The sequence below is a fragment of the Weissella confusa genome (assembly GCA_041871065.1).
Lineage (GTDB): Bacteria > Bacillota > Bacilli > Lactobacillales > Lactobacillaceae > Weissella > Weissella confusa_A.
Window position 1 is genome coordinate 138,603 of sequence record CP168942.1, and the last position, 15,969, is coordinate 154,571.

The 15,969-nt window shown below is 52.9% G+C and carries 2 protein-coding genes and 1 tRNA gene; 2 read left to right on the forward strand and 1 reads right to left on the reverse strand.

Annotated features, from left to right (window positions below; translation table 11 throughout):
• Positions 1 to 102: 102 nt before the first annotated feature.
• Both ACAW68_00575 and ACAW68_00580 read left to right on the forward strand, forming a co-directional pair.
• On the forward strand, positions 103 to 12,270 hold the full coding sequence (locus ACAW68_00575; protein XGA16108.1) for a KxYKxGKxW signal peptide domain-containing protein: 12,168 nt from the start codon (positions 103 to 105) through the stop codon (positions 12,268 to 12,270).
• Between the two features lie 339 nt (positions 12,271 to 12,609).
• On the forward strand, positions 12,610 to 15,717 hold the full coding sequence (locus ACAW68_00580) for a phage tail protein (protein ID XGA16109.1): 3,108 nt from the start codon (positions 12,610 to 12,612) through the stop codon (positions 15,715 to 15,717).
• A 117-nt stretch (positions 15,718 to 15,834) separates the two neighbouring features.
• On the opposite strand, the gene ACAW68_00585 is transcribed toward ACAW68_00580, so the two are convergent.
• A tRNA-Cys gene (locus tag ACAW68_00585) sits at positions 15,835 to 15,905 on the reverse strand.
• Positions 15,906 to 15,969 lie beyond the last annotated feature (64 nt).

Genomic DNA, 15,969 nt, shown 5'->3' on the forward strand with positions numbered 1-15,969 from the left:
GCGAATGATGGCATAACGACCATATCTTTTTGAGAAACTGGCGATGCAGGGTGGAAAAGTGAATTTTCATCATGAAATCGATTATATAGAGGGGATGAAGATATGAGTCGAGAAGATTATCAACAAAAGTTGGCCGACGAAGCGCGTGTACAACCGCAGACACACAAAAAGATGTATAAGTCTAAAAAGCGCTGGGTTATCGCCGGTATGACTGCCTTGGCCGTTGGTGGTGCCACGGCGATGGCGCCCGAAGAGGTCACGACGTTAATGTCGGATGTGTACCAAACCGCGGAGGAAGTGTTTGATGGCGGGGTGGCGTATGCTGCCTCGGCCGCAAGCGCTGCAGTTAATACGACGACTGCGGTAACAGTGACCGATTCCGGGGTTGCATCAGTGACGAGCGCAGCCACGTACGGCACGTTGACTGGAGCGTCAGCAAATGCAAATATGCGCATTGCCGGCGGGACGGCAGCCGCAAGCGGTTCGGGTTACCGAATTATGAATGGTTCTAGTGGTGCCGTGCAATATAACACCACCATTGCTGCTACAAGTGCTTTTGCGATGAGTGGGGCATTTTCAACGACCAACTATGCAGCCGGAAACTTTATTGGGTTGATGTTTGCACCTACCTACGCAGCAGGTAATTCGTATGGCGCGAATGGAGGCAATGTCGGTATTAATGGTATTGCCAATGCCACAACGGTCGGTGTCGATTTGTGGTACGACAGCGGTGTTGATCCAAGTACGGCCTTCGTCATTGCAAATAATGGAACTGGTCAAATTAACCAGGTTGGTATCCGTCAAACGAATTCAGCTGGTTCATTTATCGCAAATACGAATGCCAGTTCAGTTCAATCGTTGTTCTCTGGTATGACGAACTTTAATTCAGCAACTTCTTATTCAGCCACTATTTCATATGCTGTTAGTTGGACACCAGTTTCAGTTTCGGGTGCCTTTGTGACTGGAAGTATGACGATTACGATGAACGGTGGTCAGGGAGCAAAGACGGTTACCCAAACGATTGCGCTACCAAGTAACGTTGTCATGGAGTTGGTTGGAAACAATGGTGGAACATCAACGCCGGCAACGGTTACAGGTTCTTTGGCGGGTGTATCAGCTACTGCGGCCCGCACGCCGGTTAATGTGACGTATGTCGATGGGGCCGGATCAGCATTGCTATCAGCAACGAGTTTTACAGCGGATAACTGGACAGCTGTCGGAATCACAGGCGCAACGACGCCCGTAGCCACGAACGCTAAGACAACCTTTGCCGCACCAAGCATTTCCGGTTATTCAGCCGTGGCCGTTTCATATGCGGCTAATACAAATAGTGGTGGACCAGTCGCATCGACGACTAATTTGTTGGTGACATCAGCGACGGCAAACAACAATATTCAAATTCAATATAAGGATATTGAAGCACCAAAGATGTCATTGACTAATACGGTTACTTACCAACAAAACGAGACGATTAATAGTTCGGACATGGTGACCCGCCTTGTGACGTCTTTGGGAGACAACTCACCAAAGGCGGTGACGACAAGTTTGACCAGCGGAAGTATTAACACGGCTTCGGCTGGGACTTATCAAGTTCAAATTACAGCAACTGATGCGGCTGGTAATGCCACAAATTCAATGGCGACGGTAACGGTTTTGCCAAAGTCGGTTAGTGCGGTTTCAAGTGTTGCTAGTTCAGCGTCATCAGATGCATCATCAGCAAGTTCAATGATTTCGTCAGCAACGAGTGCAGCGAAGTCTTCTTCAGCAAGCGTTGAAGCCTCATCAGCTAGTCAAACGGCGTCATCAGCCAGCTCACTTGCATCAAAGTACAGAAGCAACTCATCAGTCGCTTCTGTTGCATCAAGCATCGGTTCGATTGCAGCTATTGCAAGTAGTGCAAATGTTGTGGCATCAACGAATACATCGATTGCCAAGTCGGCTGCCTCAGCGGCTTCAAACATGTATACCCAAACGTCTTCAGTTGAATCTGCGGTGGCAATTACGTCAGCCTCAGCGTCATCTTATTTAGCTGCCGCTTCAAGCATGGCCGCAGCAGGACAAGTGTCATCAGCGGCTGATGCGATTGCATCATTTAGTTTGGCTTCCGCATCATACAGTCAACAAGTGTCATTTGCCCAAAGTTATGCCAGTGCAGCTAAGAGTTTGATGGTCGTGACAAGTTCAGCGATTGCAGCGGTTTCAGCTGCGCAATTGCAGACATTGAGCGCCCAATCAGCAACGACGAGCTTGTATAACACAATTGCTGAACGATCATTGACGATTCAAATTTTGTACCTAGATTCGCAAGGTATTACAACGTCTTCTTCAGCGGTAACTATTAGTGGTGTAAACGGTGCTAGCTATTCATATTCTGTAGCGTCAGTGTCAGGTTATATCATGAATCGCACGGCGGTTAATGGTACTTTCCAGTCACAAAATTATGCACCTAATGTCGAATACTCACCTGCACTTTCAGTAGCAGATCCTGGAACGTCATTGGCAACTGCGCTTAGTTCAATTGCACAGTTGCAAAGTTCATTATCAGCCGCGGTTTCATATGCACAATCGGGTGAATCGGTTGTAGCTTCATATTCAAAGGTGGTCTCATCGTTGGCTGCTCAAAGTGCTTACTCGAGTGACCAATCAATGATTCTAGCTAATAAGAGCGCATCAACGGCAAGCAATTGGGCCTCTGGCGCAACCAAGGGATTTGTGATGACGTCTTCCACGGCGGCAGCTAACGTTGCTTCAAGTGCAGCGTTGCTATCTATGGTTGATGCTGGCGTTGATTCGATGGAAAGCGCGGCAAATGCATATAGTAGTTATGCTGCATTGGCTGCTTCAGCTAACACGAACGGCAATGCAAGTGCGGTTGATTCATACACAGTACTTATGAATTCAGCTAGCTTGGCTTACAACTCAGCCTTCAATAAACAGAGTGTGCTTGTTTCTAGTCTTGTGAAGGATTTGAACAATAGTTACCTGACTAATATTGACAGTTATGTGTCTGATGCGACAGATGGCGCTGACGTATTCATTTCAATGGCAAGTACAGCTACTAGCAGTGCGTTCTCTGTTGCAACTAGCATCACGATGTCGACCGCAGCCGCGTCAAACAGTGCCGCACAAACAGCAGCGACGAACATGTCGACCGATTCAATTACGGCTTCTAATGCTGCTAAGGTTGCTTCAACGGCCAACACCAGCGCAATCACTGCAGACAGTACAGCTGATTCAGCACTGCTAGCAACGAGTTCAGCCGCTGACGTGACTTCGAAGGCCGCTGGCAGCTCATATGCATCAAATGCAGCCGTTTCAAGCGCAGCTGAGGCCGCATCAACGGCGATGAGTTTGGTAACCTCAGCTAACGCGGCAGCCGGTTTGCAAGCAAGCGTTGCCTCTGCACAGAACGCAACGGCTTCAAGTGCTGCCTCAGTCGTCGCGAGTGCAGCTGGTGTGGCAAGTTCTGCCGCATTGGCAGCCTCAAGTTTGGCGACGGTAGCAGCTGGTATTTCAGCTAACGCGTCATTAACTTCTTCAGCAGCATTGAGCTCACAACAATCGTTGATGAGCCAAATTTCAACACTAGCTTCAATGGCTTCATCAGCATCAGCGGCAGCAAGTGCAGCCGCTATTCAAGCTAGTTCAGCAGCTTCTGCTGGATCGACGGCTGCGTCAACCGCTAGCTCATTGGCAACAGTCGCAACGACGCAACTTTCTAGTGCGAATGCAGAAGCTGATTCATTGACTGCGTTGATGTCAGCGATTGATGTCGTTAACGCCGCCTCAAGTGCCGCGAGCGTGGCGATGGATTCAGCATCAGCCGCTAGCGCAAATGCTGATTTGGCCGCTAGTGATGCCCAATCAGCAGCTTCAATGGCTAGTGATGCCCAAACGAACACGACTAGTGCAACGGACGCTGCAAATAGTGCTGCAAGCAATGCATCAGCCGCGTTGGATTATGCCAAGGTTGGATCTGAGGCTGGTAACTCAGCAGTCGCCAAGGCTGCTTTGGATGCTGATAGTGCAGCTGCTACAGCTGCAAATGCTGCCAGTGTGGCAGCTAAGGCCTCAAGTGCCGCAAATGTTGCTGCGAGTGAAGCTAGTTCAGCTGCAATTGCGGCAAGTAATGCTGCAACGCAGGCAAGTTCAGCCGCAACAGCCGCATCAGTAGCCGCTTCGACTGCTGATTCATACATGGCTGCTGGGGATATTACGCAAGCGACATCAGCCGCCGCTGACGCGCAAACGTTGGCTAGTGCTGCGAGTGAAGCTGCATCTACGGCTTCAAGCGCTGCGGATGTCGCCAATTCAGCTATGGCGCACGCGGAAGTGGCGTCATCTAACGCCGCTAGTTTGGCGGTCGTTGCTTCAAATGCCGCATCTGTTGCGCAATCAGCTGAAACAGCCGCTTCAGCTGCCGCCGGGGTTGATGGTAAGACTGGTGACACGGGAATCGCGGTTGATATTGATTCAGCAGCTGCTTCAACGGCTAACGTGAATGCAAGTCAGGCCGTCGTTGACGCAAGTTCAGCTGCCACGGCAGCCACTTCTGATGCGTTAGTGACATCTAATATGAATAGCAACGCAACTGACAGTCTTGCTTCATTGGCTAGTGTAGCAACGGCCTCAAGTTACGCATCTAACTCAGCGATGACATCAGCCTTTGCTGACGCCTCAAGTGCTGCCACGGCAGTTAGTGTTGCGAACGCTAGTGCTAGTGTGGCTGCCTCAAATGCGACGGCACAATACAACCGTGCATCATCAGCTGCGGTTGTTGCGTCTTCAGCAGCGTCAGTAGCGGCTTCCGAAGCCGTGTTAGCATCTTCAATGTTTACGGCTGCAGACTCACTGTTGTCAGCTGGTAATTACAGTGAAGCAATGGCGATGTCTGATGCAGCGGTTTCACAAGCTGCCTTGGTAAATAGCGCCCGTGAAGCTGCGGAGAGTGCCGCAACAGTTGCGTCTGGTGCGGTCGCGGTCGCTCAAAGTCAAGCTGCGCAAGCATCGAGCTATGCAGCTGATGCAGACGCGGCTCGTGATGATTTGGCGTCAGCAGCCGATCAAGTGATGACGGCTGCCTCGGCTGCTGATGAAGCAGCGAAGGCAAGTTCAGCCGCGTCAGCAGCAGATGAAGCTGCGACGACTGCGACGGATAGTCAAGCTGAAACGACGGCTGCAATGTCTGACGCTACGGTGGATGTAACGAACGCAACTAGTTCAGCTGCGGATGCCACGTCAAACGCAACGGCAGCAAGTTCAGTTGCAGATGCAATCGGATCACTAATTACTAATTCGGCTTACGCAAGCAATGCAACGATTCAATCAGCTAACGATGTTGCTGTATCAGCCGCGACGGTTGCATCTACTGCAACGTCAACGGCCCAATCAGCCGCTTCAGCAGCTAGTGCTGCCCAAGCATCTTTGGCTGATGCACAAAAGGTTGTTGATAGCGCAACGGCGATTGCTGAAGCAGCTAATGATGCTGCGCAGTCAGCTTATGCAGTCGCTAGTTCAGCTGCCCAAGAAGGTCGTTATGATATTGCTAGTTCGGCCGCATCAGAAGCGATTGCACAACAAGCAATTGCTGAATCGGCACAAACAGATGTTGCGACCGCAATGACAGATGTTACGGCCGCTGCCAGTGCAGCGAGCTCAGCTGCTGCAGTAGCTGATTCAGCGAAGTTCACTGCCGAAAGTGCCTTGCAAACAGCTAACGATGCATTGACCACTGCTGAAACAGCTGCAGAAGCTTCTGAACAAGCAGCTTTGGCGCAAAGCTCAGCTGATCAAGCAAGTTCAGCTGCAACGACAACTGATTCAACCGCTGATCAAGTGAATGCAACTTCAAGTGCGATTGCCGCACAAAGTACTGCCACAAGTCAGACAGCACAAACAGCAACAACGACAGCCTCAAACGCATCAGCAGCAGCCAGTGCAGCTAAATCATTGGCAGCTGACTCTGCCTATGCCGGTAACTCGGCGATGGCTTCAGCAGCATCAGATGCGGCTACTGCTGCGACTGATGCTACGGCGGCAGGACAAAAAGCAGCCGATGCAAATTCGTATGCTGAATACGCTGATAGTTTGGCATCACAAGCAACATCGAATGCAACTTCGATGGCTAAGACGGCTGCTTATGCCACATCAACAGCAGCATCATTGGCGTCAGTTGCAAGTTCTGCAGCGCAAGCCGGTGATTTAGTGACCGCTAGTTCAGCGGCCGACGCTGCGTCAACGGCTGCGCAAACAGCGACTGATATGTCGAGCGCCGCAGTAGTGGCAAGTACCGCTGCGGATGGTTATCAGTCAACGGCAGATAGTGCAGCGACAATGGCCTCTGAAGCAATGTCAGAAGCAACAGCAGCTTCAACGGCTGCGGCAACAGCTTTGGCAAATGCACAAACAGTTGCGTCGGCAGTAGCAGATGCGACTAACGCAAGTTCAGCAGCTAGTGCCGCAAATGACACGGTTGCTGATATGGGAACCGCGACAAGTATGGCGGGGGATGCGACGAGTACGGCAAATGATGCGGTGACGAATACAACGTCAACTGCTGATATCACTAATTCGGCAGCGTCAACGGCAAGTTCAGCAAATAGTGTTGCGCAAAGTATTGCTGCGACTGATTCTTATGCTGACAACGACGCCGTGAAGTCAGCTGCATCAGTGGCTAGTGCTGCGCAACAAACGGCGGATAGCGCGAATGCAGTTGCCCAGTCAGCTGCATCAGAAGCTGCCACGCAACAATCAATTGCTAGTGAAGCGTCAGATAAGGTGGCTTCTGCAGTAACGGCTGCTTCAACGGCCGCATCAGAAGCTGCTTCATTAGCGTCAGTTGCGAGTTCGGCAGATAATGCGGGTGATGCCGTGACGGCAAGTTCAGCTGCATCAGCCGCAAGTTCAGCTGCAACAGTCGCTGCAAATCAATCGGCAGCTGCATCAACAGCCGCATCAGAAGGCGCCGCAGCTGCATCAGCCGCGCAATCAGCAACTGATTTGGCTAATAATGCCGAAGCGACAGCGCAATCAGCCGCTGATCAGGCAGTGGTTGCTCAATCACAGGCAACTGATGCCGCAGCCGCAACTGATTTAGCAAACAATGCGAACGACGCAGCGACATTGGCTTCTGAAAATGCGGCATCTGCTGGAGAAGCAGCTAACACAGCTGGTTCATCAGTAACAGATGCTCAAAACGCCGCTAGTGCAGCTGGATCAACGGCACAAGTGACGGCTTCAACAGCCGCAATTGCCTCATCGTATGCCTCACAGGCTAGCGACTTGGCAAACGACTCAGCCTATGCGCACAACAGCGCAGTACAAAGTGCAATTACGGCGGCTACTAGTGCCGCTGCGGCAGCGAACGACGCCCTTACAACGGCAAATAGTGCTGCTACGGCTGCATCTGATGCTGCCAGTGCCGCAGCTGCCGCTGATAGCGCCGCCACGGCAGCAAGTACGGCCTTGTCTGAAACGGCAACGGCTGTCAGCGCTGCGGATAATGCAGCGGGAGCAGCGACAGATGGCATTGCAGCATCTGTTTCGGCAGATAGTGCTGCCGCCAGCGCTGATCAAGCCGTAGATGATGCTGATTCAGCTGCTAGCTATGCTGATAATGCGCAATCTTCAGCTGAACAAGCCACGTCAACAGCGTCGAATGCTGATACAACTGCCCAATCAGCAGCTGATATTTTGGCTTCGAGTGCATACAAGGATAATGTGGCGGTTTCAACGGCTGCATCGACGGCTCAGTCGGCAGCCGATAAGGCAAATTCAGCCAAGGCTGATGCAATTCAAGCCGCATCGGATGCTAAAACAGCACAAGATGCAGCGATTGCAGCGGCATCAGAGACTGATGAGCAAGCGGACATTGCGGATGCAGCTGCGTCAACAGCTGCTGAACAATCATCATTAGCTGCCTCATATGCGCAAGCAGGTGATTTGAGTGCGGCAACTAATGCTAGTTCGGCCGCAAGTTCAGCTGCAGCAGCCGCTAGTGCCGCTAGTGAAGCAGCAGCCAGTGCAGCTTCGACGGCTAATGCAGAAATGATAAAGGCTAGTGAAGCTGCCAGCGCCGCTGCAAGTGCGGACGCCGTAGCTAGTGAAGCATTGTCTGAAGCACAACAGGCACTAGCTGAAGCGAAGACGGCTGCTCAAGCCCAGGATGCCGCCGACAGTGCTTTGAACAGTGCAACTGATGCACAAAGTTCAGCCGCTACGGCCGGTGATGTTGCCTCTGAAACAGCATCGACAAGTTCGGAGACGGCTGCATCAAATAATGCAGCACAATCAACGGCAAGTTCAGCCGCGATTGCAACTGAAACTGCATCAACTGCTGCAAGCGAGGCAGCTTCTATGGCTGCCGATTCAGCCTATGCAAACAACAGTGCCGTGCAATCTAACGCCAGTGCGGCATCAACAGCTGCTTCTCAAGCGAGCGAAGCGAACAGTATTGCGCAATCAGCGGCCACAGTCGCCTCAAATGCCCAAAATGCGGCAAGTGAAGCAACGGACACCGCTAATTCAGCCGCGACGGTTGCCTCATCGGCAGCCGAAGCAGCAAGCAAGGCAGCTTCTCAAGCGAGTGAAGCTGCCCAAGCGTGTGATCTAAGCGCAGCCCAAGCGGCAAGTTCAGCTGCTTCATCATATGCTGCGTTGGCAAGTTCAGCAGCCTCAACAGCGGCAAGTGCCCAAGCAGACGCACAAACAGCAGCGGATACAGCAAGCTCAGCCAATTCGTTGGCAAGTTCAGCTGCAGCCGCAGCATCGAGTGCGCAATCTGATGCAACTTCTCATGCTTCGGCTGGTAGTGATGCCACTGCAGCAGCCGATGCCGCCGGAACGGCCGGTAGCGATGCGGTAACCGCTGGTTCATCGGCTTCAGAAGCAACGGACGATGCAACGAATGCAACGTCAGCAGCAACTGGTGCCAATACAGCAGCGGATACAGCGAATGTCAGTGTTGAGAACGCCGCTGCTGATAATGCAATTGCGCAATCAGCCGCTGACGAAGCACAAAGCATCGCAACGAAGTATCCAGCTAATAGTGCGATTGCGACGGCAAATAGCACAGCATCAAGTGCAGCAAGCATCGCTGACTCAGCTGCACAAGTTGTGTCATCAGCTAATGCCGTTGCCCAATCAGCAGCCAGTGCAGCTAATGATGCTGCGTCGAACGCAACATCGGCTGCTAGCGAAGCTAATAAGCAAGCGCAAATTGCAACTGATCAAGCTAGTGCAGCCAGTTCATATGCCCAAGCGGGTGATTTGGCTAATGCATCATTGGCCTCATCAGCAGCAAGTTCAGCATCGGCTGCCGCATCAACTGCAGCGTCACAAGCTGCATCTGAATTGCTAGCAGCTGAAAGCGCTGCTTCGTTGGCTAATAGCGCTGCCACTGTGGCAAGTTCAGCCGCCGGTGTTGTTAGTTCGGCAGCTGCCGTGGCTCAGTCAGCGTTAGCAGATGCGCAAACAGCCGCCCAAGCCCAAGATGATGCCGACAGTGCAGCGTCGGATGCGAAGACGGCTGGTACGACGGCCTCATCAGCTGGCGACACGGCAAATAATGTGTCACAAACAGCGAGTGATGTCGCGAATGTGACCTCACAAGCTAATGACGCGGCAAGTTCAGCTGCGACTCAAAAGTCAACGGCTGATCAAGTAGCGTCTTCAGCAAGCGCTAAGGCCACAGAGTCTGCTTACGCAAATAATAGTGCTGTGCAATCAGCTGCTGTTGCTGCTGAATCAGCAGCGATGACAGCGTCGGTTGCTAACAGTACGGCGCAATCAGCCGCAAGTGTCGCGGATGAACAGTTGGCAACTGCGACAGTCCAAAATGCAATCGCAAGTTCAGCTGCTTCAGTCGCAAGTTCGGCCGCAGCTGCAGCCGATGCGTATGCTAAGGCCGCCAGTGAAGCAGCGCAAGTTGGTAATTCATCAGCTGCCGCAACGAACTCGGCCGCAGCAGCACAAGCATTGTCTGAAGCCCAATCAGCCGCCAAGGTGGCAAGTTCAGCTGCGAATGCTGCTAGTGATGCTTTGATTGCTGCCCAATCAGCTCAAAGTGAAGCGGCTACAGCAGCGGCACAAGCGAGCGATGCGACAGCTGATGCAAGTTCATACGCCCAAGCCGGTGACCAAGCAACTGCAGCAGCGGATGCTGCCGGAACGGCAGGAAGTGATGCAACAACCGCTAACGACCAGGCTAAGCAAGCTGGTAGCGATGCGGACAATGCGACCGTTGCCGCGTCAGATGCTACCTCAAATGCCGATGCGACGAATACAGCAACTGAGTCAGCAACTAATTACAATTCTGTCGCCCAATCAGCCGCTTCAGCAGCGGCAGACATTGCGTCAAGTTATCCAGATAACACTGCCGTTTCAACGGCAAATAGCACGGCTCAGTCAGCTGCGGCGGTAGCTAGTGATGTAGAGTCAACGGCAATAGCAGCCAATGCAACAGCTAGTCAAGCGGTTCTAGATGCTAATAGTGCCGCAACGGCAGCAAGTGAGTACGCTTCAACAGCAGCATCGCAAGCAAAGATTGCCGCTGATCAGGCAAGCGCCGCAAGCTCATATGCTCAAGCTGGTGATCAATCAAATGCTGAAGCAGCCTCAACGGCGGCATCAACAGCCGCCCAAGCTGCTTCGGTAGCGTCATCAGCGGCGGCATCTGAGATGGCTGTTGCAACAACAGCTAACGAAACGGCTTCAAGTGCTGCAACAACTGCCTCATCGGCTGCTACGACGGCTAGTTTGGCAGCTGAAAAGGCTAAGTCAGCGTTGGCGGATGCTCAAACGGCAGCCCAAGCCCAAGACGAGGCTAACCGTGCAACTGAGGATGCAAACTCAGCGAATGCTGATGCTGAAAATGCCGGTCAGGCTGCCAGTGATGCTGGTAAGCAAACGGCTGATGCGAATGCGTCGGCTGACAATGCTTCAAGTGCCGCAGTAACAGCTTCGACAGCTAATTCAAATGCGCAAGCAGACTCTTCAGCTGCGAATGCGTTGCTAGATTCTTCAGCATATGCGCAAAACGCCGCTTTGAATAAGGCGATTGATGATGTGAATTCGGCTGCGACAACAGCATCGAACGCAAATGAAGCTGCCAGTGTGGCTGCCTCGATTGCTTCAAGTGCTGCCGCAACAGCAGATTCAGTTGCAACGGCTGCTTCATCAGCTGCAACAGCTGCAAGTAACGCTGCTAGTTTGGCAAGTTCAGCCGCCAGCGTCGCGAGCGAAGCAGCTCAGGCCGGTGATTTGGACAAGGCAACGAGTGCTGCAAACGAAGCTGCTGAGCAATCAGAAGCAGCTGCCAGTGCCTTGTCGACAGCCTCGAGTGCATCAGCTGTTGCTAGTTCGATGGCTAGCTTAGCTTCAAGTGCTGAAGCTATCGCGTCATCACAAGCAGAAATTGCAACCGCAGCAGAATCAGCAGCCTCGAGCGCCGCAACAACGGCAAGTACGGCCGCTGCTGCAACGGATCAAGCAATTGGCGCCGAGACGGCGGATAACAACGCGAAGTCAGCTGCCGCAGCCGCAAGTAATGCTGCTAGTGATGCTGGCGTTGTTGCCAGTCAAACGGCAGATAACGCCAGCGCGACGGAATCAGCTGCCTCAACGGCTGATAAGGTTGCTAGTCAGGCGGATAGCGCAGCAACAAGTGCAAATGCAGATGCAGCAAAGTATCCAAACAACAGTGCGGTAACATCAGCTGCCTCAACGGCAACGAGTGCCGCCAGCGTGGCAGATGATGCTGCGTCAACAGCAAGTAGCGCCGCGAGCGTCGCGGATGCCCAAAGCAAGATTGCAAGTGATGCCGCTAGTCAGGCTTCAGAAGCAGCCAAGGCAGCTGCCGGTCAAGAAGTATTGGCAAGCAGCGCAGCTAGTGCTGCCGAATCATATGCGCAAGCAGGTGACTTGTCTGCCGCTAGCGAAGCCCGTTCAGCCGCAGATGCAGCTGCGAGCCAAGCGGTTGCCCAACAAGCAATTGCCGAGAGTGCTAATAGCAAAGCGATGACTGCTTCGAGTGCTGCTAGTGAGGCAGCATCAACAGCAAGTAGTGCGAATGCAGTTGCCTCGGAAGCTGCTGAAACGGCATCGATTGCTGCTGATGCACAGTCTGAGGCGGATGATGCCCAAAGTTTGGCTGATGTCGCCTCAAGTGCTGCGTCTGCAACGTCCGATCAAGCTGAAACTGCCTCAAACAGTGCGAGTGTTGCTAATTCGGTTGCTGACGATACGCAAGAAACTGCCGAGGGAACATCATAAGCTGCCAGCACGGCTGACTCAGCCGCAAAGGATGCCGCAAGTTCAGCAGCAAAGTATCCAAACAATAGTGCGGTAACATCTGCTGCTCCAGTTGCATCTGCTGCAGCTAGTGAAGCTGATAGCGCCAATGCTGTTGCGTCAAGCGCAGCGTCAACAGCAAGTAGTGCTGCAACGAAGGCAGAAAGCGCAGCATCGGTTGCATCAAATGCAAACGCAGTTGCCAGTGAAGCAGCTAACTCAGCTGCCAGCGCTGCAACGGCTGCCTCTTCAGCTGCTCAAGCGGGTGATGAGAGTGCTGCAAGTTCATACGTCGCAGTAGCCTCGAGTGCTGCCGATGCTGTGACATCACTGCAATCAGTAGCTAACTCAGCTGCCAGCGTCGCATCTGAAGCCCAAGGTACAGCAACATCAGCCGCAACCGTGGCCGATAGTGCTAGTGAAGCTGCCAGCGCAGCCTTGTCAACGGCTTCAAGTGCCGCAACAACGGCGTCGACTGCTGCTAATGCGCAATCACAAGCAGACGAAGCGGCTAAGGCGGCTTCATCAGCTAGTCTTGCAAACACAGCAACGGATATTGCTTCAGATGCTACTGATTCCGCAACAAGCGCTGCCTCAAGTGCAGCGTCGGTTGCCGATGAAGTGGCTAATAACGCAAGCTCAGCAGCTTCAGATGCTACTGATGCAGCGTCAAGTGCTGCTAACGATGCCACGACTTATCCAAATAACAGTGCGGTAACGTCAGCTGCCGCAGCTGCGAGTTCGGCTGCTTCGGGAGCGACATCGGCTAATGCGGTAGCAAGTTCAGCAGCCTCAACGGCTAGTTCATATGCACAAGCCGGCGACGAGAGCGCTGCAAGTTCATATGCAGCGATTGCCCAATCAGAGGCCACGGCTGCTAAGTCAGCTCAAGCGGTTGCCTCAAGCGCCGCCACGGCTGCAAGTGCTGCTAATGATGCTGCTTCAAGTGCGAATAGTGTTGCGTCAAGTGCTGCCCAAACGGCAACGAGTGCTAATGAGATGGCTGCTAGCGAAGCAGCAACCGCCTCAACGGCAGCAGTTGCCCAATCAGAGGCAGATCAAGCTAGCCAAGCTGCCACAGCTGCAAGTTCGGCAGCTTCTGCTACGTCAGAGCAAGCTGGCAAGACGGACAGTGACGCGGATGCAACTGCTGAAGCGGCCAAGTCAACTGCCTCGAGTGCGGTAGCGGATGCAGGTAAGTATCCAAACAACAGCGCTGCTTCAAGCGCTGCCTCAGTGGCAACTAGTGCTGCTTCGGTTGCAGAATCTGCCAACAGTGTTGCGTCAAGCGCCGCCAGCATGGCAAGTTCAGCTGCTAGTCTTGCTAATGAAGCGAATAGCGTGGCAAAGAGCGCTGCAACGGCCGCTTCGACAGCTGACAAGCAGGCATCAAGTGCTGCGTCAGCCGCCTCAAGTGCCGCGCAAGCTGGTGATGCGTCAGCAGCAAGGTCATATGCGTCACTTGCCTCAAGCGCCGCTGCAACAGCTAGTGCTGCTCAGAGTACAGCAACATCAGCCGCAAGTACGGCAAGTGTTGCTAACGAAGCTGCAAGTGCAGCAAACGATGCCGCATCAACGGCCGCAAGTACAGCAAGCTCAGCAAATGATGTCGTCACAAGCGCCGCTTCGGCTGCCTCAACAGCTACAGCAGCGCAATCAGCTGCTGATGAAGCTGCCAGCGCTGCGAGCCAAGCAGATGCGAATAACAGTAATGCAACTTCACAAGCATCAACTGCAAGTCAAGTTGCATCTGGCGCAAGTCAGGCCGCTAGCCAAGCTGATAAGACAGCGTCAACAGCTAGTTCAACTGCCGAAAAGGCGCAAAGTGTTGCAACGAATGCTGGATCAGATGCTGCCAAGTATCCAAACAACAGTGCGGTAACGTCAGCTGCCTCAACAGCCTCAAGTGCTGCTAGTGTTGCGCAAAGTGCCGCAAGTACGGCCTCAAGTGCTGCTTCAGTTGCTGCAAGTCAGGCAAGTACGGCCTCAAGTGCTAATGCGGTTGCGTCAAGCGCCGCAACGGTTGCCTCGAACGCCAATGACATTGCTAGCTCAGCTGTAGCCGCCGCAAGTTCATATGCGCAAGCTGGAGATTCTAGCGCTGCAAGTTCAGCAGCTAGCCAAGCTGCCAGTGCTGCCGCTGTTGCAAGTTCAGCTCAAGCGGTTGCGTCAAGTGCCGCTAGTGTTGCACAGTCAGCTTCTGAAGCTGCTTCAAGCGCTGCGTCAGTTGCGTCAAGTGCAACTTCAACGGCATCAGCCACCAATGAGATGGCTTCAAGTGCCGCTGCTGCAACATCAAGAGCAGCTGCTGCACAGTCAGCAGCCGATAAGGAAGCTGCGATGAACCAAGCTGGGGATGCTGCTAAGACTGCCAGCTCAGCAACAGCAACGACGAGTTCAGCCGCTACGCAAGCAACGACTGATGCGTCGGCCGCAAGTTCATATGCTAAGACAGCCTCAAGTGCTGCAACAGCAATTGGCAGTGTGGCTAACCAAAGTCGCTCACAAGCAGATGCTATTGCTAACTTGGCATCAAAGACAACTGATGCAACGGTCGCTTCGGCTGCATCACAAGCCGCTAGTGCCGCATCAGCTGTGGACAGTGCTGCTGGTGTTGCGTCAAGTGCGAGTGCAGTGGCTCAAAGCGCTGCCCAAGCTGCCAGCGCCGCCGCTTCTGAAGCAAATGCGTTGCACAGTACGGCCCAAGCTGCTGAATCAGCTGCCTCGATTTATGCCTCATTGGCAACATCGGCTGCCCAAGCTGGTGATCAATCAGCTGCTGATTCATATGCTACTAAGGCCGCCAGTGCTGCCAGCGAAGCAATGAGCGCTGCGTCAGCTGCAACGAGTGCTGCTGCCGTGGCTGCTAGTGAAACAGCAATTGCTTCAAGTGCCGCAGACGTTGCAACATCAGCATTTGCTGAAGCAACATCATTGGCCAATGTGGCAAGCGCCGCGATGGCAACAGCCCAAACGGCTTACGACCGCGCGACCGCAACAACAACGACACCACAACCTGTGGATCAAGTTGTGACGCAAACGCAAGAATCAAATGTTGTCACGACTGATGCAGTTGCACCAAGTGCAGAACAATCAATCGAAACGACGGTTGTGACACCAGGCGTAGCAGCCTACGTGGCAGAACCAACGTCGCAAACAGATTCAGGTTCAGCTACATCGGTAGTGTCAGGAACACCGGCAACGTCTAGTGAGGCAAATGCTTTGCCATACGACGCTGGTACTAAGGCTGATGAGAAGATTATCCGTGCAACGCCGATTAATGTGACGGCTGAGCCAACGGAAACAAGTGAGCCAACTGACGGAACGGATGTTAAGAAGCGTGGTTTGATTGCTGGTGCTGTGGCATCAATGCTAGCTGCCTTGGGTGGTTTGATTGGTATCAAGCGCAAGAAGAACGATGATAAGTAAACGATAAAAAATAAGCTCCTGAGATCTCAAAATGATTTCTCGGGAGCTTGTTTTAATTTCACGACAAAAAGAAAAGACCCAATCGGAGCGACACTTCCGATTGGGTCTTTTCTTTAGAGGTAGTGACGGGAATCGAACCCGCGATGGCGGTTTTGCAGACCGGTGCCTTACCACTTGGCTACACTACCAAAATATATTTAAAGTTTTATACCACGAATACATATTATAGGCGAAATGTGAACATCTTGCAAT

What these genes read in the sequence shown, in the direction of transcription:
- ACAW68_00575 (XGA16108.1), top strand. Translation starts at nt 103, where the DNA reads ATGAGTCGAGAAGATTATCAACAAAAGTTGGCCGACGAAGCGCGTGTA.